The organism is Komagataeibacter europaeus, assembly GCF_002173515.1.
Lineage (GTDB): Bacteria > Pseudomonadota > Alphaproteobacteria > Acetobacterales > Acetobacteraceae > Komagataeibacter > Komagataeibacter europaeus.
In genome coordinates this window covers 3332501-3357563 of sequence record NZ_CP021467.1, presented here as the reverse complement: position 1 = coordinate 3357563, position 25063 = coordinate 3332501, and the positions used below count along the sequence as shown (strand labels likewise).

The 25063-nt window shown below is 59.5% G+C and carries 26 protein-coding genes, 1 tRNA gene, 2 rRNA genes, 3 pseudogenes and 3 riboswitches (1 of these 35 only partly in view); of the genes and pseudogenes, 15 read left to right on the top strand and 17 right to left on the bottom strand.

Annotated features, from left to right (window positions below; genetic code table 11):
- Window positions 1-17: 17 nt before the first annotated feature.
- Both S101446_RS15465 and hchA read left to right on the top strand, forming a co-directional pair.
- Entirely contained in the window at window positions 18-1532 is a 1515-nt protein-coding gene (locus S101446_RS15465; RefSeq protein ID WP_208620526.1) for an FAD-dependent oxidoreductase, read from the top strand.
- Window positions 1533-1739: 207 nt separating this feature from the next.
- Window positions 1740-2609 (top strand): glyoxalase III HchA, encoded by an 870-nt coding sequence (hchA, locus tag S101446_RS15460; protein WP_087608735.1) that lies wholly within the window; start codon window positions 1740-1742, stop codon window positions 2607-2609.
- Between the two features lie 96 nt (window positions 2610-2705).
- On the opposite strand, the gene S101446_RS15455 is transcribed toward hchA, so the two are convergent.
- Window positions 2706-3287 (bottom strand): TetR/AcrR family transcriptional regulator, encoded by a 582-nt coding sequence (locus S101446_RS15455; protein ID WP_087608734.1) that lies wholly within the window; start codon window positions 3285-3287, stop codon window positions 2706-2708.
- Window positions 3288-3355: 68 nt separating this feature from the next.
- On the opposite strand from S101446_RS15455, the gene S101446_RS15450 reads away from it, so the two are divergent.
- From S101446_RS15450 to S101446_RS15440, 3 genes are read left to right on the top strand one after another with little or no spacing between them, the layout of a single operon-like run.
- Window positions 3356-4060 (top strand): DUF1349 domain-containing protein, encoded by a 705-nt coding sequence (locus S101446_RS15450; RefSeq protein WP_208620525.1) that lies wholly within the window; start codon window positions 3356-3358, stop codon window positions 4058-4060.
- Window positions 4057-4623 carry a maltose acetyltransferase domain-containing protein gene (locus S101446_RS15445; protein ID WP_456303532.1) on the top strand — a complete coding sequence of 189 codons (567 nt, stop codon included), beginning with the start codon at window positions 4057-4059 and terminating at the stop codon, window positions 4621-4623. Before S101446_RS15450 ends, S101446_RS15445 begins: the two co-directional genes overlap by 4 nt.
- Complete coding sequence (locus S101446_RS15440; RefSeq protein WP_087608732.1) at window positions 4620-5462, top strand: PhzF family phenazine biosynthesis protein; 843 nt, start codon at window positions 4620-4622, stop codon at window positions 5460-5462. Before S101446_RS15445 ends, S101446_RS15440 begins: the two co-directional genes overlap by 4 nt.
- A gap of 113 nt (window positions 5463-5575) precedes the next feature.
- Here S101446_RS15440 and S101446_RS15435 read toward each other — a convergent pair whose 3' ends face one another.
- Window positions 5576-6496: an SDR family oxidoreductase gene (locus S101446_RS15435; protein ID WP_087608731.1), complete on the bottom strand. Its 921-nt coding sequence runs from the start codon at window positions 6494-6496 to the stop codon at window positions 5576-5578.
- A 150-nt stretch (window positions 6497-6646) separates the two neighbouring features.
- On the opposite strand from S101446_RS15435, the gene S101446_RS15430 reads away from it, so the two are divergent.
- Window positions 6647-7339, top strand: coding sequence for a type 1 glutamine amidotransferase domain-containing protein (locus tag S101446_RS15430; RefSeq protein WP_087608730.1), 693 nt, complete (start codon window positions 6647-6649; stop codon window positions 7337-7339).
- Here S101446_RS15430 and S101446_RS15425 read toward each other — a convergent pair.
- Window positions 7336-7845 carry a MerR family transcriptional regulator gene (locus tag S101446_RS15425; protein ID WP_087608729.1) on the bottom strand — a complete coding sequence of 170 codons (510 nt, stop codon included), beginning with the start codon at window positions 7843-7845 and terminating at the stop codon, window positions 7336-7338. The two genes, S101446_RS15430 and S101446_RS15425, sit on opposite strands and share 4 nt — an antisense overlap.
- Before the next feature lie 101 nt (window positions 7846-7946).
- On the opposite strand from S101446_RS15425, the gene S101446_RS15420 reads away from it, so the two are divergent.
- The 3 genes from S101446_RS15420 to S101446_RS15410 all read left to right on the top strand — a co-directional run bounded on the left by S101446_RS15420 (window position 7947) and on the right by S101446_RS15410 (window position 10634).
- The gene (locus S101446_RS15420; protein ID WP_087608728.1) at window positions 7947-8783 is read left to right on the top strand and encodes an alpha/beta fold hydrolase; all 837 of its coding nucleotides are present in this window, start codon (window positions 7947-7949) and stop codon (window positions 8781-8783) included.
- A gap of 367 nt (window positions 8784-9150) precedes the next feature.
- Window positions 9151-9819: an ABC transporter ATP-binding protein gene (locus S101446_RS15415; protein ID WP_408884623.1), complete on the top strand. Its 669-nt coding sequence runs from the start codon at window positions 9151-9153 to the stop codon at window positions 9817-9819.
- Entirely contained in the window at window positions 9816-10634 is an 819-nt protein-coding gene (locus S101446_RS15410; protein WP_087608727.1) for an ABC transporter permease, read from the top strand. Before S101446_RS15415 ends, S101446_RS15410 begins: the two co-directional genes overlap by 4 nt.
- 17 nt (window positions 10635-10651) lie before the next feature.
- On the opposite strand, the gene eno is transcribed toward S101446_RS15410, so the two are convergent.
- The gene (gene eno / locus S101446_RS15405; RefSeq protein WP_087608900.1) at window positions 10652-11977 is read right to left on the bottom strand and encodes a phosphopyruvate hydratase; all 1326 of its coding nucleotides are present in this window, start codon (window positions 11975-11977) and stop codon (window positions 10652-10654) included.
- Between the two features lie 65 nt (window positions 11978-12042).
- Window positions 12043-12105: riboswitch (Fluoride riboswitch) on the bottom strand.
- 84 nt (window positions 12106-12189) lie between these two features.
- A riboswitch (Fluoride riboswitch) is annotated at window positions 12190-12274 on the top strand.
- Window positions 12275-12355: 81 nt separating this feature from the next.
- On the opposite strand from eno, the gene S101446_RS15400 reads away from it, so the two are divergent.
- Both S101446_RS15400 and crcB read left to right on the top strand, forming a co-directional pair.
- On the top strand, window positions 12356-13183 hold the full coding sequence (locus S101446_RS15400) for a universal stress protein (RefSeq protein ID WP_087608899.1): 828 nt from the start codon (window positions 12356-12358) through the stop codon (window positions 13181-13183).
- A 60-nt stretch (window positions 13184-13243) separates the two neighbouring features.
- Window positions 13244-13693 carry a fluoride efflux transporter CrcB gene (gene crcB, locus S101446_RS15395; RefSeq protein WP_087608726.1) on the top strand — a complete coding sequence of 150 codons (450 nt, stop codon included), beginning with the start codon at window positions 13244-13246 and terminating at the stop codon, window positions 13691-13693.
- Between the two features lie 49 nt (window positions 13694-13742).
- On the opposite strand, the gene S101446_RS18495 is transcribed toward crcB, so the two are convergent.
- From S101446_RS18495 to S101446_RS17795, 5 genes and pseudogenes are all read right to left on the bottom strand, one after another.
- Window positions 13743-13940, bottom strand: a complete 198-nt coding sequence (locus S101446_RS18495) for a hypothetical protein (RefSeq protein ID WP_244184301.1) — start codon at window positions 13938-13940, stop codon at window positions 13743-13745.
- A 356-nt stretch (window positions 13941-14296) separates the two neighbouring features.
- On the bottom strand, window positions 14297-14593 hold the full coding sequence (locus S101446_RS15385; RefSeq protein ID WP_053323790.1) for a DUF211 domain-containing protein: 297 nt from the start codon (window positions 14591-14593) through the stop codon (window positions 14297-14299).
- Between the two features lie 45 nt (window positions 14594-14638).
- Window positions 14639-15292, bottom strand: coding sequence for a histidine phosphatase family protein (locus tag S101446_RS15380; protein WP_087608724.1), 654 nt, complete (start codon window positions 15290-15292; stop codon window positions 14639-14641).
- Window positions 15293-15321: 29 nt separating this feature from the next.
- Window positions 15322-15385, bottom strand: a riboswitch (Fluoride riboswitch).
- A 170-nt stretch (window positions 15386-15555) separates the two neighbouring features.
- Window positions 15556-16091: pseudogene (locus tag S101446_RS15375) on the bottom strand (transposase); the annotation flags it as partial.
- Between the two features lie 134 nt (window positions 16092-16225).
- Entirely contained in the window at window positions 16226-16429 is a 204-nt protein-coding gene (locus S101446_RS17795) for a lysozyme family protein (protein WP_053323792.1), read from the bottom strand.
- Here S101446_RS17795 and S101446_RS15370 point away from each other — a divergent pair.
- Window positions 16355-16585, top strand: a complete 231-nt coding sequence (locus S101446_RS15370) for a DNA -binding domain-containing protein (protein WP_244184298.1) — start codon at window positions 16355-16357, stop codon at window positions 16583-16585. The genes S101446_RS17795 and S101446_RS15370 overlap by 75 nt on opposite strands.
- Window positions 16586-16690: 105 nt before the next feature.
- Here the strand turns inward: S101446_RS15370 and S101446_RS15365 are convergent, their stop codons facing one another.
- Both S101446_RS15365 and S101446_RS18490 read right to left on the bottom strand, forming a co-directional pair.
- Window positions 16691-17293 (bottom strand): LysR substrate-binding domain-containing protein, encoded by a 603-nt coding sequence (locus tag S101446_RS15365; protein WP_244184296.1) that lies wholly within the window; start codon window positions 17291-17293, stop codon window positions 16691-16693.
- A 170-nt stretch (window positions 17294-17463) separates the two neighbouring features.
- Window positions 17464-17586: pseudogene (locus S101446_RS18490) on the bottom strand (LysR family transcriptional regulator); the annotation flags it as partial.
- A 108-nt stretch (window positions 17587-17694) separates the two neighbouring features.
- On the opposite strand from S101446_RS18490, the gene S101446_RS15360 reads away from it, so the two are divergent.
- Together S101446_RS15360 and S101446_RS15355 are read left to right on the top strand one after the other, a co-directional pair.
- The gene (locus S101446_RS15360) at window positions 17695-18573 is read left to right on the top strand and encodes an NmrA/HSCARG family protein (protein ID WP_087608723.1); all 879 of its coding nucleotides are present in this window, start codon (window positions 17695-17697) and stop codon (window positions 18571-18573) included.
- Window positions 18574-18713: 140 nt separating this feature from the next.
- Window positions 18714-19052, top strand: a pseudogene (locus S101446_RS15355) (helix-turn-helix domain-containing protein); the annotation flags it as partial.
- A 206-nt stretch (window positions 19053-19258) separates the two neighbouring features.
- Here S101446_RS15355 and S101446_RS15350 read toward each other — a convergent pair.
- Window positions 19259-20341, bottom strand: coding sequence for an AbrB family transcriptional regulator (locus S101446_RS15350; RefSeq protein ID WP_087608898.1), 1083 nt, complete (start codon window positions 20339-20341; stop codon window positions 19259-19261).
- 9 nt (window positions 20342-20350) lie between these two features.
- The gene (locus S101446_RS15345) at window positions 20351-20920 is read right to left on the bottom strand and encodes a hydrolase (protein ID WP_087608721.1); all 570 of its coding nucleotides are present in this window, start codon (window positions 20918-20920) and stop codon (window positions 20351-20353) included.
- A 116-nt stretch (window positions 20921-21036) separates the two neighbouring features.
- Here S101446_RS15345 and S101446_RS15340 point away from each other — a divergent pair, with 116 nt between their 5' ends.
- Window positions 21037-21642, top strand: coding sequence for a TetR/AcrR family transcriptional regulator (locus S101446_RS15340; RefSeq protein WP_087608720.1), 606 nt, complete (start codon window positions 21037-21039; stop codon window positions 21640-21642).
- A 159-nt stretch (window positions 21643-21801) separates the two neighbouring features.
- On the opposite strand, the gene S101446_RS15335 is transcribed toward S101446_RS15340, so the two are convergent.
- The 4 genes from S101446_RS15335 to S101446_RS15320 all read right to left on the bottom strand — a co-directional run.
- Window positions 21802-22695 carry an alpha/beta fold hydrolase gene (locus tag S101446_RS15335; RefSeq protein WP_087608719.1) on the bottom strand — a complete coding sequence of 298 codons (894 nt, stop codon included), beginning with the start codon at window positions 22693-22695 and terminating at the stop codon, window positions 21802-21804.
- Between the two features lie 607 nt (window positions 22696-23302).
- A tRNA-Met gene (locus S101446_RS15330) sits at window positions 23303-23379 on the bottom strand.
- Window positions 23380-23400: 21 nt separating this feature from the next.
- Window positions 23401-23516 (bottom strand): 5S ribosomal RNA (gene rrf, locus S101446_RS15325).
- Window positions 23517-23630: 114 nt separating this feature from the next.
- A 23S ribosomal RNA gene (locus S101446_RS15320) occupies window positions 23631-25063 on the bottom strand (it continues 1306 nt past the right edge of the window).

The window sequence follows — 25063 nt, the reverse complement described above, 5'->3', positions numbered from 1 at the left end:
GATTCGCGGAGTTGCCAGTGCCCTTCGATACAGACGTCCTGATCTCGGGTGCCGGGGCCGCAGGCCTGACGCTTGCGATCGACCTCGCCCGACGCGGAGTTTCGTTCCGACTGATCGAACAGAACACGCAGCCGTTCAGCGGATCGCGCGGGAAAGGCATCCAGCCCCGGACAATGGAGATCTTCGAGGATCTCGGCTTCGTCGACCGCGTGGCGGCGGCAGGCGGACCCTATCCGCCGCTGTGCCAGTATCGTCCTGATGGAACCCATAAGGTGTCGCTTCTGACGGAGGCGGAAGTCTTCCCCACTCCCGCCGAACCTTATGCCGCGCCGCTGATGCTGCCGCAGTTCGCAACCGAAGCCGTCATGCGGGAGCGGCTTGCCGAGCTTGGGCATCATCCTCGCTTCGGCACACGGCTGACCGGATTTGAACAGGACGCACATGGCGTAACGGCAAGGATGGGAGGAGAAACCGGCGAGCATATGATCCGCGCCCGGTTCCTCGTCGGAACCGACGGCGGCCGCAGCTTCGTGCGCCATGCCCTGGCTATTGATTTTCCGGGAGAAGCACTGGGCGTGCGTGCGATCGTTGCCGATGTACGGCTGGAGGGTCTTGATCGGTCCGTCTGGCATCGTTTCCAGCTCGGTTCACCGGCGACACAGGTGATGATCTGTCCACTGGCGGGAACCGATCTGTTCCAGGTTCAGGCGCCCGTGGCACTGGACGGGGAGATCGACCTGTCTTCGGCCGGACTGACCACGCTCATCAGGGCCCGGACCGGCAGAGGGGACATCGTCGTCCGTTCGGTGTCCTGGTCCTCGGTTTATACGATGAATGCGCGTCTGGCTGATCGCTACCGGGTCGGACGCATCTTCATTGCGGGGGATGCCGCCCATGTTCACCCGCCAACCGGTGGTCAGGGTCTCAATACCAGCGTTCAGGACACTTATAATCTCGGCTGGAAGCTGGCCTCCGCGCTCGCGGGTGCGCCGGAAGCGCTGCTTGATAGCTACGAGGCGGAGCGCCGACCTATCGCGTCGAACATGCTTCATCTCTCGACGCGGCTGCTTGGTGAAGCAAAGCAGGGCACCATGCGGCGCGATCGCGAAGCGCGTCAGCTTGACCTCGGCTATCGCGGCTCATCATTGAGCGCGCCCGGTTCGGTGGGCGGCAGGGTGCAGGCGGGCGATCGCGCACCCGATGCGCCCTGTCGCGGGCAGGCGGGGCAACGGACACGGCTGTTCATGATTTTTCAAGGGTCTCACTGGACCCTGCTCGGCTACCAGCCGCACGACCGGCCGTCGGCCATCGCGGGCGTCCGTATCGTCGCCGTTGGTGCGGAGCATGAACTCGTCGACGAAGATGGCAATATCGCCGAAGCTTACGGGATCGAACCCGGTCAGTGGGTGCTCGTACGTCCGGACGGTTACATCGCCGGGATCTTTCCCTCTGACGGACTGGAGCCGCAACTTTCGCGCTACCTCGCGCATGTGCTGCCGTCCGGCCCGACCGATACACTCGCAGGGTCATGATGGGGGGAAAGCCAGATGTCGGCTATCGAAAAGTCACATGAACACCCCTCATGATGGTCTCGTGTTGAGGGATGCCCCTCTTTCATCTCTTCCGCGAAGCAACGTATGGTTCCCTGTATACCTTGCCGCGCTTTCTGATTGAGGAGACGCCGCGAGGTCTGACCGTAAGCGGGTCGCTCGCGACTGACTGACAACAGGAGAATACTCATGAGCGATAAACAACTAAGCCGCGCGCCAGTGCCCGACCGGGCAGAGGACAACGCTTTCTTCCCGTCGGAATATTCCCTGACCCAATACACGTCCTCAAAGACCGATTTTGACGGCACCACCTATCCTGCACCTTACACCGGCGGAAAGTGGAAGATCCTGATGATCGGCACTCAGGAGCGGTATCTGATGATGAAGGACGGTGAGTTTTTCTCGACGGGCAATCATCCGGTCGAAATGCTTCTGCCCATGTATCATCTGGATGCGGCGGGATTTGAGATCGATATCGCGACCATCTCCGGCGACCCGGTGAAGTTCGAGTGGTGGGCCTTCCCGCATGAAGACGAGGCCGTCAGGTCGATCTACAAGAAATACGAAAAGCAGTTCAAAGCGCCGAAGAAACTTGCTGACGTGACAGGCGAGGGTCTCACCGCTGACGCACCGTATCTTGGCGTGTTCATTCCGGGCGGTCACGGCGTCCTCAATGGTGTGCCATTCAGCAGACAGGTTGGCGATATCCTGCGCTGGGCACAGACCAACGGACGCTTCACGATCTCGCTCTGTCATGGGCCCGCCAGTCTGCTCGCTACAGCGGTCGGTGGTGGCAGGTTCGCATATGAAGGCTATGAGATGTGCGTCTTTCCAGACAGTCTGGATACCGGGGCCAATATCGAAATCGGCTACATCCCGGGGCCGATGGCGTGGCTGGTCGGTGAAAAACTCCGGGAATACAACGTAAAGATCGTCAACACGGGGATTACCGGCCAGGTGCACCGTGATCGTCATCTGCTGACGGGCGATAGCCCGCTGGCGTCAAACAAACTTGGCAAGCTGGCGGCTGAAGTCCTGCTTGAGGCTGCCAGCAGATAAAACCGACCATACGGCCGCAGGGAAGTCTCCCCGCCGACACTCCAGCATGCTTCCGGTGTATCTACTGTAGAACGCTCTGATAATTTATTCTGAAGACTATATGACGGCTGGGCCATTTAACTGCGGCGTGCAGAGACGACGGATAATGTCCTCTATTTGCCCACGGTCCAGCTTGGCGGGGTCCACCGAGCCGTGAATGCCCATGCCCTCGACCAGGGCATCGAGTGCGCGGCAGGTCAGGGGATCGAAGAAACGCCCCAGCGCCTCCCGGCTGGCCTGCATCCAGTCGCGCATGATGGCTGCAAGTTCCGGCTTGCGGGCGGCAAAGGCGTATAATTCATAACTCAGCAGCAGCGTGCGCGGCGTGGACCAGATGTTTCCGGCAATGATATCGACAAGTGCCTGTATCGCTTCCTCCCGGTTTCCGGCCTCGGCCAGCCGCCCGACAAAGGCTGCGGAACTGGCATGGGCCACCTGCGTGAAAGCCAGATGAAGCAGATCGTCCATACCATTGAAATGATACGTCATCGAGCCAAGCGGCACGCCCGCCGCCTTGGCCACGCGGCGGTGCGTCGTGCCCTGCACGCCATATTCCACGATCACATCCACGGCAGCATTGATGATGCGCTGCTTGCGGTCAGGGTCGGGGCGACGGATGGCTGAAGGGTTGCTTGACATGAAGGATCAGGTTTAGCCTTGCGCTATGTGTACATTTGTACACAAGATGGATATCTCAACGATGCGGGATGGTAGCAGTGAGCGAGAATACCGGAAAGAACGGCTCCCCCGGCATGACACGGCGCACGGTCATCGCAGCAGGCGCAGTAGCCGGTGGCATGGCCCTGGGCGGCGGAGCGCATGGCAGCGCGCGCGGCCCGTGGCGTGGCGGGGTCTGGCTCAACAAACCACGCCACAGCGCAATCAGGGCCGATACGCTTGAGATGACGACCGACAAGGGCTCCGATTTCTGGCGCGAGACTTTCTACGGTTTTACGCGCGATAGCGGCCATTTCTACGGCCTGCATGCCCCTGCCCGCTTTACCGCGCAGCTTCGCATCCGCGCTGAGTATGAGAAGCTGTACGATCAGGCCGGTCTCATGGTGCGCATTGACGAGACGCGTTGGGTCAAGGCCGGGATCGAACTCTCGGACGGGCGCGCCATGCTCAGCAGCGTGCTCACCGATGGCCGCTCGGACTGGGCCACGGCCCCCTATGAGGGCGACGCGAAAGATTTCTGGATGCGTGCAAGCGTAGCTGATGGCGTGCTGCGGCTTCAGGTCTCGGGCGATGGCAAAACCTGGCCGCTTGTGCGTCTGGCCCCCTTCCCCACGGCTGAGTCCTATCTGGTCGGGCCGATGTGCTGTACGCCAGAGCGCGAAGGGCTGAAGGTGCGTTTTTCTGACTGGCACCTGACCCCACCGCTGGGCAAGGCGCTGCATGACCTGACATGATGCCCCACCGCAGCGAAAAACAGAAAATGCTGGCGGGCGAACTGTATGTGGCCAGCGACCCCGAATTGCAGCACGATATGGCGCAGTGTGCCCGGTGGCTTGCCCGGTACAACAACGCCAACGCTACCCTGCCTGAACGGCTGGGCGCGGTTGGAGAGAATACCTGCATCCGCCCACCCTTTCGTTGTGATTACGGCTATAATCTCTTTCTGGGGAACAACGTATTCTTCAATTTCAACTGCATCGTGCTTGATGTGGTTCCGATCAGGATTGGCGATGGCACGCAGATCGGTCCGGGCGTGCAGATCCTGGCAGCCGATCACCCGCGCGATCCGGCTTTGCGCCAGAAAATGCTGGAATTTGGCCGCCCTGTTACCATTGGCCGCAATGTCTGGACGGTGGCGGCGCCATCATCCTGCCGGGGATCACGGTCGGGGATGATGCCATTATCGGGGCGGGCAGTGTCGTCACCCATGATGTGGCCGCTGGCGCAACCGTGGCCGGCAATCCGGGGCGGCCTCTGCATCTGTGATCATAACCTCGGCAAACAGATACACCCATGACTGAATTCCAGTTTCAACAGATCGATGTATTCTCCACTGAGCCGACCAGGGGCAATCCGGTGGCCGTGGTGATCGGAGCCGACGACCTGACCACGGAGCAGATGACCGCCTTTGCCAACTGGACCAACCTGAGTGAAACCACGTTCCTGCTCCGTCCAACAACGCCGGAAGCAGATTACAGGGTGCGTATCTTTACGCCCCGGACTGAACTGCCGTTTGCGGGCCACCCTACCCTGGGTAGCTGTCATGCCTGGCTGGCTGCGGGCGGCCAGCCGCGCGGGAATACGATCGTGCAGGAATGTGGTCTGGGTCTTGTGCCGGTGCGCGCGCATAATGGCTGCCTTGCTTTTGCAGCGCCCCCATTGCAGCGATCGGGGGCGGTGGAGCCCGGCCTGCTGCACCGGGTTGCGAATGGGCTGAAGATTCCTGCCTCATCCATCCGGGCCGCGGCATGGACTGATAACGGGCCGGGATGGCTGTCCGTCATGCTGGGGTCGCGCAGGGAAGTGCTGGCGCTTGAACCCGATTACGCGGTCCTGTCGGACCTGTGTATCGGCGTAACAGGACCTTGGGATCCCATCCACGATGGGCAACAGGCGCAGTTCGAGGTGCGTGCCTTCGCCATGGCCTGTGGGGTGAACGAAGATCCCGTCACCGGTAGTCTGAACGCCGGGCTGGCGCAGTGGCTCATCGGCAGCGGGCTTGCGCCCGATCATTACATTGCCAGCCAGGGCACCTGCCTTGGCCGGGCCGGACGCGTGCATGTTGATCTGGAAGATGGAAAAATCTGGGTTGGCGGGGTGACAACGACCCTGATTGCAGGCGTGCTGCGGTTATGACCCTTCCTGCTGGAAATCAATGGACCTTTGCAGGCTTCAATACGGGAGGAGTGTCTGTTTTTGAGATACGTAACATGCGCACGCATTGTCTGACATGAGCGGTATCCGCCTCTCTATTCCTTCCTGATCAATTCCAGACCCTCTTCATATGTCGTCACGGAAAACTCGGGAAAATGGTGTTTGAATGTGCTTGAGGCAAAAAGATTGTCCTGCTCGTAACGGGGCAGCAATTCCCTGATCTCCCGCACCTTTTTTGAAAAAATGCCTGCGATGATCAGTGGCCATTTACCGATGACCGAATAACCGAGGGATCGATCGAAAATCCTGCTCGCCATGGTGACAAATGTCTTGTAGGTCGGCCGATCGTCACAGCACGGCAGATGCCAGGTCTGGCCGAAAGCTTCCGGTGTATTGCCCAGCGTTGCCAGCGCGCGGCTCGCATCCGGCGTCCAGATGAGGGTCCGGCGGGTGTCGTCACGGACAGGCACCAGGGGCCTTCTGCCTGCTTTCAGCCTGTCAATGATCAGGGCGTTGGTGAAGCTCTGGGTTTTTCCCGGGCCATAGAATTCTGGTGCGCGGGCGATAAGCACCGGAATGTCTCCGCGTGCCATTTCCTGCAGCACCATGGTGGCCATTGCCGCGCGCACCCGTCCTTTCCGGCCAACCGGGGCAAAGCGCGTTTCCTCTGTCTGGATCTGGCTGTTCTGCGGATACATGTAGGTATTGTCGAAATAGGCAAAGCTGGCCCCCGCCATCCGGCAGGCTTGCAGGGCATTCCTCAGCATGACGGGAAACTGTTCTTCCCAGAGTTTGCTGTCAGGGGGCAGGCCGGCCGTGAAGTAGACGATCCGGCTGCCTTTCACTGCCTGTATCGTCTGCCCTGCATCCAGCAGGTTCGCCGCGATGAGCGTATCGTCTTCGTTGACCTTGCGGGGATTGCGGCTCACAAGCCGCAACGCCCCCGTATGATGCTGATGCAATGTCCGCGCCAGTTCCGTGGCGATCTGACCATTTGCGCCCAATATTGTCTGCATGTGAGGCTGCCTCCATGATGTCAGGTAGGTTTGCCCTTACACCGTTAACCTTGAAGTCAGATTTAATGTCAAACCACAGATTGACCTTCAACCGGGCTTGAACGTTACAGGATAGTGGTCAGAAACGCTGCCGCATGAAAAGGGCCAGCCATGAACCGTCATATCCTTCACGTTGTCACCAACACCGCTCATTTCGGCAATTCCGCGCATCCGACCGGATTATGGCTGTCGGAGCTGACACATGCGTGGGACGTATTTGCCGCCAGCGGTCATGAACAACGCATTGTCAGCCCAAAAGGCGGCAGGGTTCCGCTTGATCCGCGCGCATTGAAATGGCCGATGCGCGATGCCTCCACCAAAGCCTGGCTGGCCGATCCGGCAAAAATGGCCCTGCTGTCTTCAACATATTGCCCCGCAGACATCAATCCGGGCGATTATGACGCAATCTACTTTACTGGCGGGCATGGCGCGATGTGGGATTTTCCCGGCAATGAGGGCCTTCAGGCCATCACCCGCGCGCTATGGGAAAAGGGCGGCGTTGTTTCCGCTGTCTGTCATGGATATTGCGGACTGCTGAACACCCGGCTTGCAGACGGTTCCTTTCTGGTCCGCGGTCGGAAAATCACCGGATTTTCATGGACCGAGGAGAGGCTGGCGGGTGTCGCACGCGAAATCCCCTACAATGCAGAAGCGCAGATGAAGGCACGGGGCGCGTTTTATAAAAAGGCGCTGCTTCCGTTCATGTCCCATGTCGTGACGGATGGACGGCTGGTGACGGGACAGAACCCCTTTTCCGCCAGGGCGACGGCAAGAAAAGTGGTGGCGCTTCTGGATAGGACTTAACGGGAGGCCATCTTTTTACGGCGACCAGGGCTTACCGACTGACGGCGGTCCGTCGTATCCAGAAGGCGGATATCGTCCGACGTGACATCGAGGGCTTCGGGGTGTTCCGCAAGCATGTTCGTCAGGACACGATGCGCATTGGCCGCACAGTCCATGTCGTCGGGGCGCGCCTGAATATCCTCAACAAGACGAAGCAGATGCACCCTGCTCTGGGCCAGGCGTGCCTGCAGCGCTTCGATATCCGCAATCTTGCGTGTCAGGGCATCCATCAATATGGCATGGTCCCAGTGTTCCAGATCAGGGGGCAGCAGGGTGCGGATTTCATCCAGTGTAAACCCGGCCCGCTGCGCCGTTGTGATAAGGCCCAGGATCATCACCGCCTGCTGCGGATAGGTCCGGTATCCGTTGGGCCGACGGTCAACCGTTTTCAGCAGTCCAATGCGCTCATAGAACCGGATTCTCGACGGTGTCAGGCCACTTAGCCGTGCCAGTTCTCCAATCTTCATGATTTCTCCTTCCCGGTCATGAACGCATGCTTGACCTTGAAGTTATCTTCAACGTTAGGCTCTGACCAGTATCCCGTTATTGATCGGCAAGGAGGCGTATCATGTCATTCGTCACGACATCTGATGGCGTAGAGATTTTCTACAAGGACTGGGGACCGAAGGATGCCCAGCCGATCGTCTTCCATCACGGCTGGCCGCTCAGCACCGATGACTGGGACACGCAGATGCTGTTTTTCCTGAGCAAGGGATTTCGCGTGATCGCGCATGACCGTCGTGGTCATGGTCGCTCGGCACAGGTGAGCGACGGGCACGACATGGATCATTATGCGGCGGATACATCAGCTGTTGTGGAACATCTCGACCTGGAAAACGCCATTCATGTCGGACATTCGACCGGCGGGGGCCAGGTTGCCCGCTATGTCGCGAAATATGGTCAGCCTCAGGGGCGTGTTGCCAAGGCCGTGCTCATCAGTTCCGTGCCGCCCCTGATGGTTCAGACGGACCGCAGCCCTGACGGCGCACCGATCGCAGTCCTGAACGGACTGCGTGCAGGGCTTGCGGCCAATCGCGCGCAGTTCTTTGTCGATGTAGCCAGCGGACCGTTCTACGGCTTCAACCGCCCGGGCGCAGAAGTTTCGGAAGGCACGATCCGCAACTGGTGGCGTCAGGGCATGATGGGCAGCGCCAAGGCGCATTACGAGGGCATCAAAGCATTCTCTGAAACGGATCAGACCGAGGATCTGAAGGCCATCACCGTGCCGGTGCTTGTGCTGCAGGGCGATGATGATCAGGTCGTGCCATACCAGAACGCGGCGGTCCTTCAGGACAGGCTGCTTCAGGACAGCACGCTGAAAATCTATCCCGGTTATCCGCACGGCATGCACACGACACATGCAGATGTCATCAATGCAGATATCCTGGCGTTCATTACCGGATGATGATCGCATCATAACGATGTGACGTTTAGCGTCAGCAGGTGGCGTCTGGACTCTCCACCTGCCCTGTTGCGCGTTCAGTTCCCGCGATGTCGGCTTACGGTAACGTCGCTGACGGACGGAATGTCTTGAATGAGGGCGAAAGCTGCCATGGTTCCTGATCAACGATTTGGTCAATCGAAAAATCTGTTGGCCATGCGCGAGATCGGATGATGAGCATCGCAAGGTGAATGTCGCGAGGGCAGGACGGTCCGGATATACCGTGTACAATAAGGCTAATCTGTCTGCAGTGCCGGCCTCGGTTCCGACCACATTGTACTGATATCAATGCATGCCCGTGTTCTTCGGGTCATTCCGGGAATGATCGCTTGTGAGGTCCTCTACAACAGTCTTTGCCCCTGATGCTTTTGCCACTCCCCCCAGCCAGTCTACTCGACGCGCGCGACTGACGGTTGCAAGCCTGTTCTCGGCCCAAGGCGGCCCTTTCACCTTTGATGTGGCGGCTGGTGAATGTGTGACGATCAGTGGACCATCCGGTAGTGGAAAGTCCGTTCTGCTGCGTATGATCGCGGATCTTGATCCCCATGAAGGGGACTGCCTGCTTGACGGTGTGGCATGTTCCGGAATGCCCGTAGCGGCATGGCGTCGCCTGGTGCAATATGTTCCGGCCGAACCGGGATGGTGGTCCGATCATGTTCTCGATCATATGCCGGACAGCGATGACGTGCGGGGCCTCATGGTGGATTTTGGACTTGCGGGGCACTGTCTTCAGACACCGCTTTCGCGCCTGTCAACGGGGGAGCGCCAGCGGCTGGCGCTGCTCCGGGCGATTTTACTGCATCCCGGGGTGCTGTTGCTCGACGAACCCTGTTCCGCGCTGGATGAAACCTCAACCGGCCGGGTCGAGCGTGTCCTTCAGGCCTTGCAGGCACAGGGAACCGCCATCGTTCTTGTCTCCCATGACATGCGACAGGCCGGGCGTATGGGGGACAGACATTTTCGCATGCACGCTGGCCGACTGGCAGGCATCACGCCGTGAGTCCGATTATCCTGACCACACATGACCTGCTGGTTGCCGCGCTGCTGATCGTTGCGGGCGCTGTCCTGTCGCGCCTGCTTGCGCTGGACCTGCAAAGACTGCTTCTGGTCTCGGCCGCGCGCATGGCGACGCAGCTTGCGCTGGTAGGCAGCATCCTGCTGTCTGTGTTCCGTCAGACATCGGTGTGGCCGACACTGGGTGTGCTTGGCGTGATGTTCATGGCTGCGGCGTATGAAGCCGGGGCACGCCAGCAGACCCGGCTTACGCCCGGCTGGCATTTCGCTATTGGAGGCATTGCGACGGTTACAGGTACCGTCATGGCGGCGCTGATCGGACTGCTGACCGCATTGCAGCCCCACCCCTGGTATGTCGCCCGGACGGCCATTCCGCTGACCGGACTGTTGCTGGGTAATGTCATGAACGCGACGAGCCTGTCGATGAATACGCTCCTGTCCACCATCACGCGGGAACGTCAGGCGATTGAGGCCCGGCTTATTCTGGGGGCAACCCGCGCACGGGCCATGAACGGGCTGATCCGTCAGGCAATCCGGTCTGCCTTACTGCCCACACTCAACCAGATGGCGGCGGCCGGAATCATCACCATGCCCGGCATCATGACCGGACAGATCCTGGCAGGAATGAGCCCGCTGGATGCTTCAAAATACCAGATCCTGCTGATGTCCCTGATTGTCAGCGGAAACATGACGGGAGCTACACTCGCGGCCGGCCTGACGGCCTGGCGATTGACAGACAGTCGGGCACGGCTGCGCCTTGAGCGCCTGCAGTCATCCATTTCAAAAATCAAACTGTCCTGACGCCCTCTCTTCCTGCTTCAGGCGTGCAGAAAGGGGGAAATGAATTCCGCTTCGCTGCCAAGTTCATGCTCGATTTCAAGCAGACGGTTATATTTCGCGATCCGCTCGCTTCGGCAAAGCGAACCGGTCTTGATCTGTCCCCCGCACATTGCGACAGCAAAGTCTGCGATGAAGGTATCTTCCGTCTCTCCAGAACGGTGAGACACGATATAGGACCATCCCGCGCGCCTTGCTGCGTCAACAGCAGCAATGGTCTCTGTCACCGTGCCGATCTGGTTCAGCTTGATCAGCACGGCGTTGGCCGTCTTTTCACGGATGCCACGTTCAATGAACGCGGGATTGGTGACGAAGATGTCGTCACCAACAATCTGTAAACGCCCGCCGAGTTCTGCAGTCTGCGCCGCGAAGCCAGCCCAGTCATCCTCGGCAAGCCCGTCTTCAAGTGAAACAATGGGATAGCGGTCGGTCCATTGCGCATAAAGCGCGGTCATCTCGTTGGAAGTGCGCGTAACGGGCGTGCCGTTTACCTTCAGGCGATAAGCGCCCTCATGGCCAAAAGATGAAGCCGCCGGATCCAGCGCAATGACGATATCGGAACCGGGACGATACCCGGCCCTTTCGATTGCTTCCACAATCAGGGCGCAGGCGGTTTCGTTATCCGCAAGTTTCGGTGCAAAGCCACCTTCGTCACCGACCGATGTGACATGACCCTGTTCATGAAGAAGGGAACGAAGCGCATGAAAAGTCTCGCTCCCATAGCGCAGGGCTTCCGAAAAGGTCGGGGCACCATGCGGCACGATCATGAATTCCTGGAACTCCAGCCCGTTGGCAGCGTGCAGACCGCCATTCAGCACGTTCATCATGGGGACCGGCAGCCTGCGGGCGCTGCTTCCACCGAGGCTGGCATATAAGGAAATGCCCGCAGCGGCCGCCGCCGCCCGCGCCACGGCCATCGATACGCCGAGGATCGCGTTCGCGCCCAGCCCTGCCTTGTTTCCGGTTCCGTCGCGTTCCAGCACGATCCGGTCGATGGCAGCCTGCCGTCGCACATCCTGACCGATCAGCAAAGGCGCAATCACATCGCGGACATTGGCAACTGCCCGGCATACACCCCTGCCGCCATAGCGGGTGTGGCCCTGTGTTGATGGCGCAGAATCCGGTTGCGGTCCATCACGCAGCTCGTGGGCTTCGAACTGCCCGGTGGACGCGCCGGACGGAACGGATGCAACCGCCACTGTTCCGCTATTGAGCACCAGCATCACACGAATGGTTGGATTGCCCCGGGAATCAAGGATTTCAAGCGCGTCGATGCTGCGGATGCGGAAATCATTATCGGAAACCATCATCATATCCTTCCATTCCGATGGTCGCGGAAGGACATGGATCTCCTGCCGCGACAACATATGTCGCATGGTCAGGAGTCATCAGCCCTGAGGGCGGTTACGGGAGGAACTCCATCTCCCTACGCGGTCAATGCATATGTCATGATGACTATGCCGGTTCCCGCGACGATATCGTTTCCAACACTTGACAGGCGCCATCGTTCACGGGTGATACTGGTTATGGCAATGGATTCTGCCTGATCGCTTCATGGCGATCGAACCGCTTCCCTGGTGGAGGCTGATGATTCCTACCCTGCGGGCCAGCATGGGGGGAATCCGTCCGACTTTTCCCCCTTCTATCATACGGCTCCGCTATTGACCGTTGGGGAGAATGACGTCATGCGCCTTCTGGTTGTTCTGGATCGGCCTGATACCGCGCTTTTCACACTCGGGATCGCCGGAGCGCTGGCCGAGCGGCTATGTGCGGATCAGATTCGCATCCTGCATCCGCGTCTTGCGGACAATCCCGCATTCCAGACGCCCGACGAAGGGATGCCCACCACCGAGGAGCAGCAGCGCTTTGCGCGTGATGTGGCGGCACGTGCTGACAGGCTGCGTGAAATCGCTTCTGCCTGGATAGGCTCGGCATCACCCGATGCACAGCACCGACCCGACAGGCAATGGGTCGAAATCGCGGGAGATGTCCGCAAGATCGCGGCACAGGAAGCACGAAGCGCCGATTTTGTCATCCATGGCCGCCCCCGGGCAGGTGATCCGGCCTATGTGGTGGATGCCTTTGCGGGCATCCTCTATGACGCCGAGGCCACCCTGATTGTCGCACCATTGCAGGACTATGCCTCCGTCGGGCACAGGCCGGTGATCGGATGGCATCCCTCACACGCGCTCGACAACGCCATATCGGCCGCCATGCCGCTGCTGGAAACCGCCGAGCGCGTGACGCTCATTATCGGTGAACACGATGGCAACGAAACCCCGCTGCCGGCTTTCGCCAGCACCCTTGGCAGGCGGGGCGTACAGATCATTATCGACCGGTTCAGGATCGACGGTGATGTCGGGGAACAGATCCGCGCCCATGCACTGGCCGCGAATGCCGATCTCCTCATCATGGGGGCCTATACCCGACCGCATTTCCTTGAATGGCTGTTCGGTGGCCCGACACAGGATCTTTTCGCCCACGCCACCCTTCCCATCCTGACCCACCACTGAATATTGAACACAATGCCTGCGGCGAGCGCACATGCATGCAGGCATGAAGGATAGGTTTCTATGATGTCTGGCGTCCTTACCCCGCTGTGGATCGCTGTCGCAGGCGCGATGGGAACATTGCTCCGTTATTACGCAGGTATCCTGACCCTCTCATGGAGCCAGCGGTTACCCTGGGGTACAATCCTGATCAACATAACCGGTTCTTTCGCCATAGCCTTTTTCAGCGCCCTGACGGCCGCCCATGCCCGCTTCCCGGCATCAAACGAAACCCGGTTGATCGTCATGGCAGGACTCTGCGGCGGTTACACGACATTTTCGTCTTTCAGCCTCCAGACCATCGACCTCGCCCGGGATGGCGCCCTGGTTCGTGCCCTGCTCAATGTCGCCCTGTCTGTAGTGCTGTGTCTTGGCGCCACGGCCCTCGGCTATGTATCCGCCGAGGCTGTCAACGGACATTCTGCCAGCATCCACGCCTCTCCCATGCATGATTCAGATCTTCCGCGGAAATAAAAACGTCCCCCTTCTGCCCGGATATCCATAACGGCAGTCCGGGGCGGTTTTACTGAACAAGACCAAGTTCAAGGCCGATATAGGCCAGCACGCCGCCCCCCACGAACAGGGCCATGCCCCACGCAACACGGGACCCGTGAACCGTTCCGGCCAGGGCGACGCCCATAAGCGCCAGCAGCACGAGCGTCGCCAGAAGGCCCAGCCATGAAGGACCGGGAAGTATCATGGCCAGAAGAAGCGGCGTCATTGATCCCGCCAATCCGCAAACGGCCGCAAGCACCGCACCCAGCGCGGAATTGACGAGCGCTTTCCGCCCCAGGGCCGTGGCAGACATATGACTGCTCGGACGCAGGTTCAGTTCCCTTTCAATACCGACAAGTGCGGTTCGTTCCTGTGCATAGTGGGCAACAAAAAATACGAACAGCGTCGTCAGCCCTGCGGCCATCCCCACCCGAAACGCCAGCGTGTACGTTATGACGTGCCCATGACCGAGGAAACTGCGTGATGCCAGCGTCAGTGCATTCAGGATCCCGTCCACGGTTCCCGCTACAATATCAAGCCGGTTCTCAACTTCATGGAACCATCGCAGGGGCTGACCGGATCTCATCGGCGTCGTAGCACGCTTTCGATAAGCCTGTCGCCCGTGGCAAGGTGATCAAGACTGTGGACCACGGCCCCTGTTTTTTCGATTGCCTCCACAATACTTTCGTAATCCATGTTCTCCCCCTCGATCGTAACATCCGTTCCGATGGTTTCCGTGTCGATTTCGGTCACGGTAATACTGCATGCCGCCACACCGGGGGATGACTGGATCGCCGCGGCGACGGCAGTCAACGTTGGACCGCGCATGGACAGATCAACGTCAAGGAGAACCCGCCGCACATTCAGTTGCCCGTCCATGGCAGACCCTTTCCGTGTCCAGGGATATTCAGGAAAACCGGGGAATTACTTATGGGTATGGATACTTTCGTTGATACGCTCCACGGACCATTCGCCGTAGCGTGGCTTAAAGATGCTGACACCGCAGGGGTCTGACGTAAATTTCCAGTAATTGCGCAGGGGAAGGCATAGAATTGCGAGTATCAATGTCCTGATGACACTGTCATGTGTTACGATGACGGCCGTTCCGTTTTCTGCCTGCGCAAGGGCTTCATTCGCAGCCCCTACGGCACGTTGGGCAACAGTTTCAAGCGTGTCGCCATTCGGGATGCGCGCGAGATCAGGCGTCCGCATCCATGCGCCGTAATCCTGAGAATACGCCGCAGCGACATCCTTGTGGAAATGCCCCTGCCAGTCGCCATAATTGAAATCCATCAAGCCAGTCATGGGGGAGACTGTCCCACCATGATGGTTGGCAATGGCCCTGGCAGTCTCGACACAGCGTGACAGGGGACTGGACGCAACGACTTTGATATCAGACGTCGCAGCCAGATAATGCGCTGTCGAGGCGGCCTGCTCCCGACCGCGGTCCGTCAGGGGAAGATCCTGCGTCCCCCGGAAGCTGGGCGGTTTGATGCCCGGTACCTCGCCATGGCGGACCAGAATCAGACGTGATGTACCGTGCGGTGATAATACTGGCGGAAAAACAAGGGCTGTCATTGGATATACCTCCGGCTTGCGCTTCACGCGTCGTGCCAGGAGTCATCAGCCAAAATGGCGGTTATAAGAAGGAACCCCATCTCCTTGTATCCAGTAATAGTGAACGTCTGTTTCTTCCGTCAAGACAATACGCATAGGGTATTGAAACACCCCTCGCAACTTAATGTGTTTCCTAGCACTACTTTGGCAGAATACGTTTTGGGGTCTGGAGTAGAAGGTTTCCACAGTGCGGGCATTGCCCGGTGGGTGGTCGCAGGATGCGATCAAGAATGGCCTGTCGTATTGCTGGCAGACCGGGCTGTGGAGGTGGCCCGGTGTCTCTTTTTTTTCCGCCCGACCGCCTTGAGGCGCCGAGACTGGAGAAAGGCGTAGGCCATCATGGACATCAGGGCGTGTCGGTGCGGGCCTGTCCATGATCGCCCCTCGAAGTGATCGAGGCCCAGTTCCTCCTTGATTTGTCGATGCGCCCGTTCGCAGACCCAGCGGACCTTGATCGCAGCGGCCAGTAGCCTGAGGGAAGTGTCGGCAGACAGGTTGGACAGGTAGTATTTCCGTTCTCCGGTGGAACGGTGCCCGCCAATCAGCCAGGCTTCATCCCCGGGCATATATGCTGGGCCGTCCGACCACCGATACGCTGGGCTGGACCATCTGCAACGCGTATCCGCATGGCTGCAAAGCGGGCCGCCAGTCCACCTTTGGTCCCACGACGCCAGCTGCCCCTGCGCCATGTTGCAATTTCCAGTATCTTATGGGCAGGAACAGATTGCTGGTCCGATACCGGATGCATGCGGGAACCGCCGCCTCCTCCCCTGCCCTTCGCGCCGAACCGGGTGCCGGTATGACCGGCCTTCTTCGCGGCGCGCATGACCTCACCACTGAAGGATTTCGGTTGTGTGTCCTGATTGTCATGCTGGATGCGTCCGGGCCGGACAGTCAGGCTGTCATCGCACGTCGCCGTGACCCGCTCTCCGCGTGCAGCACAGCGGCGATCCATGAGGCCGGAATCTGCGCGCGGCTGGCCGCTTCCACGATTATGTCAGCGTGTGGATCGGCGACCGCGACATGCCCCGATATCGTCATGGCAACGACAACCGGAAGCACGACGCCGATCAGGCGGAGCGCCGCCTTTCGCAGCATGAGATCGCGCTCGTCCTGTTCGGTCGAGAGGTTTCCGCATGGGACTGGCTTTCACACGATCTGCATTTCCGCATGAAAAGGCTGATGCGTTTTGCGCGGGGGCTGACCGATGGGGGATACCGTCGGCTGCTGCTTCATCCGTTCCGGGGACGATAGCGAGAGGGGCTATTGCCGTGGAGCCGGGTCTTCGGTGGCACCCAGACGACGACTGACAGCGTTCCGAGGTAGGCGATATAGCTTACGCAACCATCCAGCAGCCACTCAGACCGGTGGGACGAAAACCTTCTCCGGGAACGCCTTTTCGACCACATCCAGGAAAGCACGGACCTTGGCGCCGATGAGACGGCGCGAGCTTTGGAGCGCCCAGATTTCAACCGATGGACCGGTGTGGGTTCCCCAGCAGGCTAGTCGGCCAGCTTCGACATCGTCCGCGACGAGAAGCTTCGGCAGCAGAGCCGCGCCCGCGCCCGCCAGCACGGCATCGCGCACCATCAGGAGTGACGAGAGGCGTATGACCGGTTCCGGCGCGAGGATGCTCTCGGGGGCCGTTCCGGAACTCATGCGCCAGATGACGGTTGAGGGAGCAGCGCTCAGCAGTACGGCCTTGACGGGACACACCGCGCCCTCTGTCGTCGGGATGGGCCGCTTCATGTCTGTTGGCGCCACGATCAAACGTTCATCGGTGAGGAAACGGCGGCCGACAAGCATTTCATCTGGCGAAGGGTCGATGCGGATCACCAGGTCGTAGCCGTCTTCGATCGGATCGACCTTGCGATCCTCGGCGATAATCTCAAGCTGGACCTCGGGATAGGCGAGAGCAAAACGGGCGGCGATCTGGGGAAGTGCGACATGGGCGAAGACCACCGGCGCACTGACCCGCAATCTGCCCCTCGGGGTCGACGCACCCAGGACGACAGCCTCGCCGGCTTCCACGATTTCCGACAGAAGCCCGTCCGTGCGCTCGTGGAGAGCGCGCCTTCGTCGGTCAATCGCAGGCTTTTGGATCCTCGCTCGATCAGTCTGACGCCGAGGCTCAGTTCGAGTTCGGCGACCCGGCGCGACAGCGTCGCCTTCGGCCGACCGGTTACACGGCTGGCGCGGCCGAAGCCGCCATGGGCAGCGACCAGATTGAAGTCGGAGAGGGCTTCGAGGTTCATCGTGCTGTTCCGATATTGAGACGCGCCGTCTCAAACATGGCGCCTCCTATTCTCGATTGGAACGGATATCTTTCTCTTCGAGACACAATATTTTCAGGAGTGTTCACAATGACTATTCTGGTGACTGGCAGCACGGGGACCATCGGGTCCCAGGTCCTGGCCCATCTACAGGGACGGAATGTCGAAGTCCGCGCCCTGACCCGCTCGCCCGAGAAAGCTCAGCTTCCCTCCGGCGTGACACCGGTTCGCGGCGATCTTGCGGATGTGGATGCGATGCGCGCGGCGCTCAAAGACGTCAGCACGTTGTTCCTGTTGGCCCCGAACGTCGCCGACGAACTGACCCAGGCCATGCTGGCCCTGACGGTCGCGCGCGAGGCCGGCGTCAAGGGCATCGTCTATCTGTCGGTATTCATGGGCGAGGCCTACGCCGACGTGCCGCATTTCGCCGGCAAATTCACGGTCGAGCGGATGATCGAAGCGCTCGACCTGCCTACGACTATCCTGCGCCCGGCCTATTTCATCCAGAATGACCTGCGCCAGAAGGATCCTCTGCTGAAATTCGGTGCGTACGGCGCGCCGATCGGCGCCAAGGGCGTTTCGATGGTCGATATCCGCGACATCGGCGAGGCCGCCGCGATCGAACTGGTTCGCCGGGAGCAGGCCGGGGCACCGCTCAGCCGCGAGACCTATGCGCTGGTCGGTCCGGATGGCCTGACCGGCGAAGGCATCGCCGCCATCTGGAGTGCGGCTCTCGGCCGCTCCATCCGCTACGGCGGCGATGATCTCGGTGTGATGGAACAACGCATGAAGACCATGCTGCCGGCTTGGCACGCCCTCGATCTGCGCCTGATGTTCGCCCGCTACCAGACCGATGGGGCGGTCGCGACGGCAGGCGACATCGCGCACCTGACAAAGTTGCTCGGTCGTGCCCCGCGCCCTTATGCCGCGTTCGCAAAGGACGCCGCCACCCAGTGGGCGAACGGCTGAACGCCGACCCCACGCACCAGTCAGGGAGACGGTTCATGACGATCATCCAGCCCCTTCTGCCCCAGGACGTTGCCGCCGTCGCCGCGATGCGACAGGCCACCTCGGCCCACAAAGGCGAGACACTCGGCCCTGAGACACAGCCTTCGTCCAGACCCGCATAACTGCCAGCGTGGAAGCTGCGCAAGGCGCTGGATCATATGGAGGCCCATCTCGCCGAACCGTTCGATCTCGATTTTCTGGCCGGGTTGTGCGGGATGAGCCGATTTCATTTCAGCCGGTCATTTCACAACACCATGGGGCAAAGCCCGTCACGCTGGTTTATCCGACGCCGTGTGGAACATGCGAAGGGCCTTTTATCACAGACCAACAGGTCCATCATCGAGATCGCCCTGACCAGCGGCTATGAGAGTGCGAGCCATTTTGCACAGATGTTTCGCAGGGAAACCGGCATCAGCCCACGCGACTACAGGAAGCTATGACATCATCGGAATGGATATGACCGTCAAACGGGGATACGGCAAAAGAAGATGCCGCGCGCCAGACAAGCGGGGTAAAAGACTACACCCTGATGGCCAAATCGCTGCTCCCGCCATCAACCAAAATTGTCGTCACGCCTCAGCGCGAGCGGGTTTGCAAGGGCGGGATCTGTCGCATTGGTCTTCAGCAAGCCCCTCCTCCTTTTCGCCTATTTCCCGTGTATTTCTTGCGACACATCGCGCTGCCCTTTTCCCGACGATCTGCGGGACAGAAAACGCGCCAAAGCTGGCCCGGTGACCAGAACACAGAAAAACCGGGCGACCTGCATGGCAATGACGAAAGGCATGTCCACTTTTGTGGTCGAGGCGATAATGGAGACGGAATCAGCTCCACCAGGGCTGGTTGCAAGATAAGCCGTCAGCAGATCCACATGCGCTAGCCGGGCCAGCACCAATGCAAAGCCGCCACACACCGCAATCAGCGCGAGGATGGAACCCAGCACACGTGGAAAGACACGTCCGGCATAAGCCAGCACATCTGGCGTAAACCGCATGCCGATGCCCCACCCGACCAGGGCATAGGCCGCGACCAGCAGAAGACGCGGCTGTTCGATCGGCAGATGGGCGCCAAGCCTTGCGGCCATCCCGATCCCCATGGGCACAAGCAGTCCCCCGGCCGGCACGCGCAGACGGGTGCCCAGGGCGCTGCCTGCCAGCGCGATCACAAGCGCAAGTAAAGCACCCTGCCATGAGAGGGTCTGTGCCACGACCAGCGGGGCGGACGGCGTGCCGGCTACGCGCGCAACAACAGCCGCAATGACGGCGCAGCACGCCACGCGCAGATATTGCATGAAGGCGACGAGCCGCATATCCGCCCCGTATGATTCCGCCATCAGGGTCATGACCGTGGCCGCACCGGGTGACGAACCCCAGATCGCGGTATTGCCGGGTAGCAGGCGCGAACGTGTCAGCAACCAGCCGAGAAGGGCTGCCGCAGACAGGGTAGAAAACGTACCGGCAACAAAGACCGGCCAACTGGCTGCCATTTCGTGAAAGATCGAGGCTGAAAGATAGCTGGCGATCATGACCCCGACCACGCCCTGTGCGCCGAGAAAGGCCCAGCGGGGAATACGGACCGCACTACCCCGTGTGGCCAGTACGACCGCCGCCCCCAGTGGCCCCAGCAGCGGCGCGGCCGGCAGGCGCAAGGCGGCCAGAAGCATACCGAAAACCAGCGAAAGCAGTGCCAGTATGCCCCATCGCCCGGTCAGCAGCCACGCTGATGGCCGCACCCTCACCGCTTAACCGCCAAACACGATTGTATCGGAAGGCAGCACGCGTGCAATCCGCGGGAGGATCGAGCGGATGGAGACATCGTGAAGGTCTGCTGACAGGCTGGTGCAGAGATCCTCGGCGATGACGATATGATAGCCAAGCTCCCAGCCATGCCGTGCGGTGGATTCAACCCCGAAATTCGTAGCAATACCGCCCAGCACGACCGTCCGGATGCCCCGCCTGCGGAGCTGCAGGTCAAGTTCCGTGCCGGTAAATGCCCCCCACTGATGTTTGGTGATGACGATATCGCCGGGTGCTGCCAGCCCATCGGCCAGGTGCGCCCAGTCCGTTGGCAGGCCGCCTTCCGGCGGGCTTAAGGGCTGGTCGGCCAGACCGGGTGGCGCGTCGGCAAAGTCAGGTGCAAACGCGACCCGAACCAGTACGACCGTAGCACCTTCATCCCGGAAGCGGGCAGCAAGCGATTTACCGCTCTCCAGCACCTGCGACGATGGCCGCGGGGCGGTTGGCAGGGCAAGTATGCCATTCTGCAGGTCAATGAGGACAAGGGCTGTGGTTCGCGGGTCAAATCTGTTCACGGATCGGCGCCTTCCGGGGTCTGGATACATGGTCGGGTCAAACATCGACCGGCATTGGAAAATCGGTTATGCGAGGACTGTCTCGCATAAAAGAAAGTTGAGGGTACCCTCGCATTATGTCAAGCCCGCCCCGTTCATCACCACTCGCGCCCAAGCGGCAGCGCGGACGCGACCGCGTTGAAGCGATCCTTACGGCCGCAACAACGGTCTTTGGCGAGAAATCTTACGAGGCGGCGACAATGACCGAGATCGCTGCCCGCGCCAGCACGGCAATCGGTTCGCTCTACCGTTTTTTCCCGACCAAGGACGTGCTGGCCGCCGCAGTGCTCGAGCGCTACGGCGCGCGGCTCCTGCATGCCCTGGATGAGTTGGTCGACCGCGATCCGCCGCTGTCGCCACGTGATGCAGCAGAAGGACTGCTGGACATCATCCAGCGTCTACGGACGGAACGCTCAGTCGTCCTTTCCCTGCTCGACAGCGGGATTACCCTGCCAGATGGGACAGGAACGCTCCGCAAGGCACTGATCGCGCGCATGAGCCAGCTGTTGTCACGGCTGGGTGGCTCTCCGGGTCCACATGACGAACGGGCCGTGATGCTGCTGCATCTGGTCAAGGCGATCTTTGCCCTGCCACAGGATCATTCGGTCCCCCGCCCGGCACAGGACAAGGAAGCCGTTACGATGCTGCGGCTCTATCTGGAACATGCGGTCGCCTCCCGCTGATCCGGGTCAGAGGTCGCTCCGTAACTTCTGAATCCGCACACAGCCGATCGATATCTTCAGCAATCGCGTCATCTGGATTGAACGGGTCTGCTTTTCACAGCATAACTGACTGTAATGCGGTGAAAATCGAACTTTGACTCTCCAACTGCTTCGCGAAGGTCAGAGAAACGCATCAAGCCGATATAACAACTCTGCCGGTGCTTCTTCCTGCGGACTATGACCACAGTCGATCGCGTATCCCCGCACGTCCACGGCTTTTTCGCGCCATGTCTCGACAACATCATATAGCGCGCCCACGGTGCCGCGTGCGCCCCACAGAGCCAGTAATGGAGCCTCAATCCGCCTGTCTGCATCAGCTGCATCATGGACGAGATCGATGCCTGCTGCAGCGCGGTAGTCTTCGCATGCTGCATGACGCATTGCCGGGTCGGCGTAGCATCGACGATATTCGGCCATGACACGCGGATCGACCGATCCTGGTATCTTGATCTGTCCTGCAATGTGGCTTTCGAGAAAAAAGTCCGGATCCCCGCTGATCAGCCTTTCAGGCAAGGGGGCAGGCTGGATCAGAAAAAACCACCAGAAATAGCGTCGGGCGAATTCCATATTGGTTCGAGCATACATCGTTGCTGTCGGTGCGATATCGATCAGCACCAGTTTTTCCACCGACTGCGGTGCATCCAGCGCCATGCGGTGCGCCACCCGTCCGCCCCGGTCATGCCCGACAACCATGAACCGTTCAAATCCAAGCTGGTGCATAACGCCAACCTGATCATCCGCCATGGCCCGCTTGGAATAGTTGGCATGATCCATCCCACCTTCAGGCTTGGCGCTATCACCATAACCCCGCAGATCTGGGGCCACGATGGTAAAACGTTTCGCCAGTGCGGGCGCAACCTTGTGCCAGGTCAGATGCATCTGCGGATGACCATGCAGCATGAACAGCGGCGGTCCGTTTCCGCCGGTAGCCGTGCGGATCCGCACGCCATTTACCTCGATATCCCGCCAGCTAAAGCCTGGCAATAAATCGGGAAATTTCCTGATTGCGGTCATGCTTTCACCTGCATTCGTCCAGTGGCACACAGCAAAAAAGCAGAATATCAGGAAACCAGTGTTTCCCCTGATGAAGACCTGTTGATGACCGATCCCCAGACGACGCAATGACTTTCGGCGCCTTGAGTGTCGTTCGCCGCACCTCAAGAGCGTGGCTGATATCATCAAGCCGTCCTGCCAGATACAGAGCGCAGGGGTAAATAAGTCATATCTACCGCCGCAATAATGGCATTTACGCTTTTGTTGACATAACCCTTGATCACGAAGGTGACTATCATCACACGGCTGATGGATCGTGCTCACGGATGTAGCACCGTATAAGCGCTACGATTAGATCTGATCCATACCGACATAAAAAGCCATAAAACGACCGAAAAATGCCCGTTAATTCTCCGAAAGACATGGGTTTTCTTGTTCCGCTATCGACGCCAACATTTTGACATTCATCGCCAAATGGAAACTATCGCGGAGTGAAGCACGCGGTTCTGTATTTGAACCTGCGAAACTATACCATTGATTTTGTTTAGATTTATTTTTAACCCGAGACATACCCAAAACAGAAAACCCCACGAACCTATTGGTTTCGTAGGGTTTTCTATATGTCGTCTGGTTGCGGGGGCAGGATTTGAACCTGCGGCCTTCAGGTTATGAGCCTGACGAGCTACCGGGCTGCTCCACCCCGCGGTGGTGAGGGGTGACTGGAAGACCTGGCGGCGACCGACTTTCCCGTGCCTTGAGGCACAGTATCATGGGCGCTGGGGTGTTTCACGGCCGAGTTCGGGATGGGATCGGGTGGATCATTCCCCGCCATGGCCACCAGGTCATCCAGTCATCCCTTTGGGAGGGGCTGAGAGGATGTGATGGGTTGGTGCTGTTATGGTGTGTTGAAGAGTGGATGACTGCTGTGCATGTATGTTGCCACGTCATGTGGCGATGGAATGAGCCTGTTGGGCGATTAGGACCAGTTAGCTGCACGCATTGCTGCGCTTCCACACCTGGCCTATTGACGTGATGGTCTATCACGGCCCTCGGGGAGACCTTGTTTTGAGGTGGGTTTCCCGCTTAGATGCTTTCAGCGGTTATCCCGTCCACACTTAGCTACCCGGCTGTGCCGCTGGCGCGACAACCGGTGCACCAGAGGTATGTTCATCCCGGTCCTCTCGTACTAGGGACAAATCCTCTCAAGTCTCCAACACCCACGGCAGATAGGGACCGAACTGTCTCACGACGTTCTAAACCCAGCTCACGTACCACTTTAATCGGCGAACAGCCGAACCCTTGGGACCTGCTCCAGCCCCAGGATGTGATGAGCCGACATCGAGGTGCCAAACCTCCCCGTCGATGTGGACTCTTGGGGGAGATCAGCCTGTTATCCCTAGAGTACCTTTTATCCGTTGAGCGATGGCCCTTCCACGCGGGACCACCGGATCACTATGGCCGACTTTCGTCTCTGATCGAGCTGTCACTCTCACAGTCAGGCGGGCTTATGCCATTGCACTCGACAGTCGGTTTCCGACCGACCTGAGCCCACCATCGCGCGCCTCCGTTACACTTTGGGAGGCGACCGCCCCAGTCAAACTGCCCACCATGCAGGGTCCCGGACCTGGCTAACAGGCCTCGGTTAGACATCAGAAACAGTCAGGGTGGTATTTCAAGGATGGCTCCACCGGAACTGGCGCCCCGGTTTCAAAGCCTCCCACCTATCCTACACAGAATGTCTCTGATGCCACTGCAAAGCTGCAGTAAAGGTTCATAGGGTCTTTCCGTCTGACCGCGGGTACCCCGCATCTTCACGGGGAATTCAATTTCGCTGAGCCGATGCTGGAGACAGCGGGGAAGTCGTTACGCCATTCGTGCAGGTCGGAACTTACCCGACAAGGAATTTCGCTACCTTAGGACCGTTATAGTTACGGCCGCCGTTTACCGGGGCTTCAATTCGGTGCTTGCACACCTCCTCTTAACCTTCCGGCACCGGGCAGGCGTCAGGCCGTATACGTCGTCTCTCGACTTCGCACAGCCCTGTGTTTTTACTAAACAGTCGCTACCCCCTGGTCTGTGCCACCCGCCAATGGTTGCCCACTGACGGGTCTTGCTTATCCCGAAGTTACGCAAGTAATTTGCCTAGTTCCTTCAGCATCGTTCTCTCAAGCGCCTTGGTATTCTCTACCAGTCCACCTGTGTCGGTTTCGGGTACGGTCTATATGCCAGAGCTATTTCCTGGAATGCGCCAAAAGCCGGATCAATCCGATAAGACCCGACAACATATTGCATTCGTCACTTCTGGCAGGCCCGGGAATATTTGCCCGGTTTCCATCGACTACGGCTTTCGCCCTCGCCTTAGGGGCCGGCTCACCCTGCGCGGATTAAC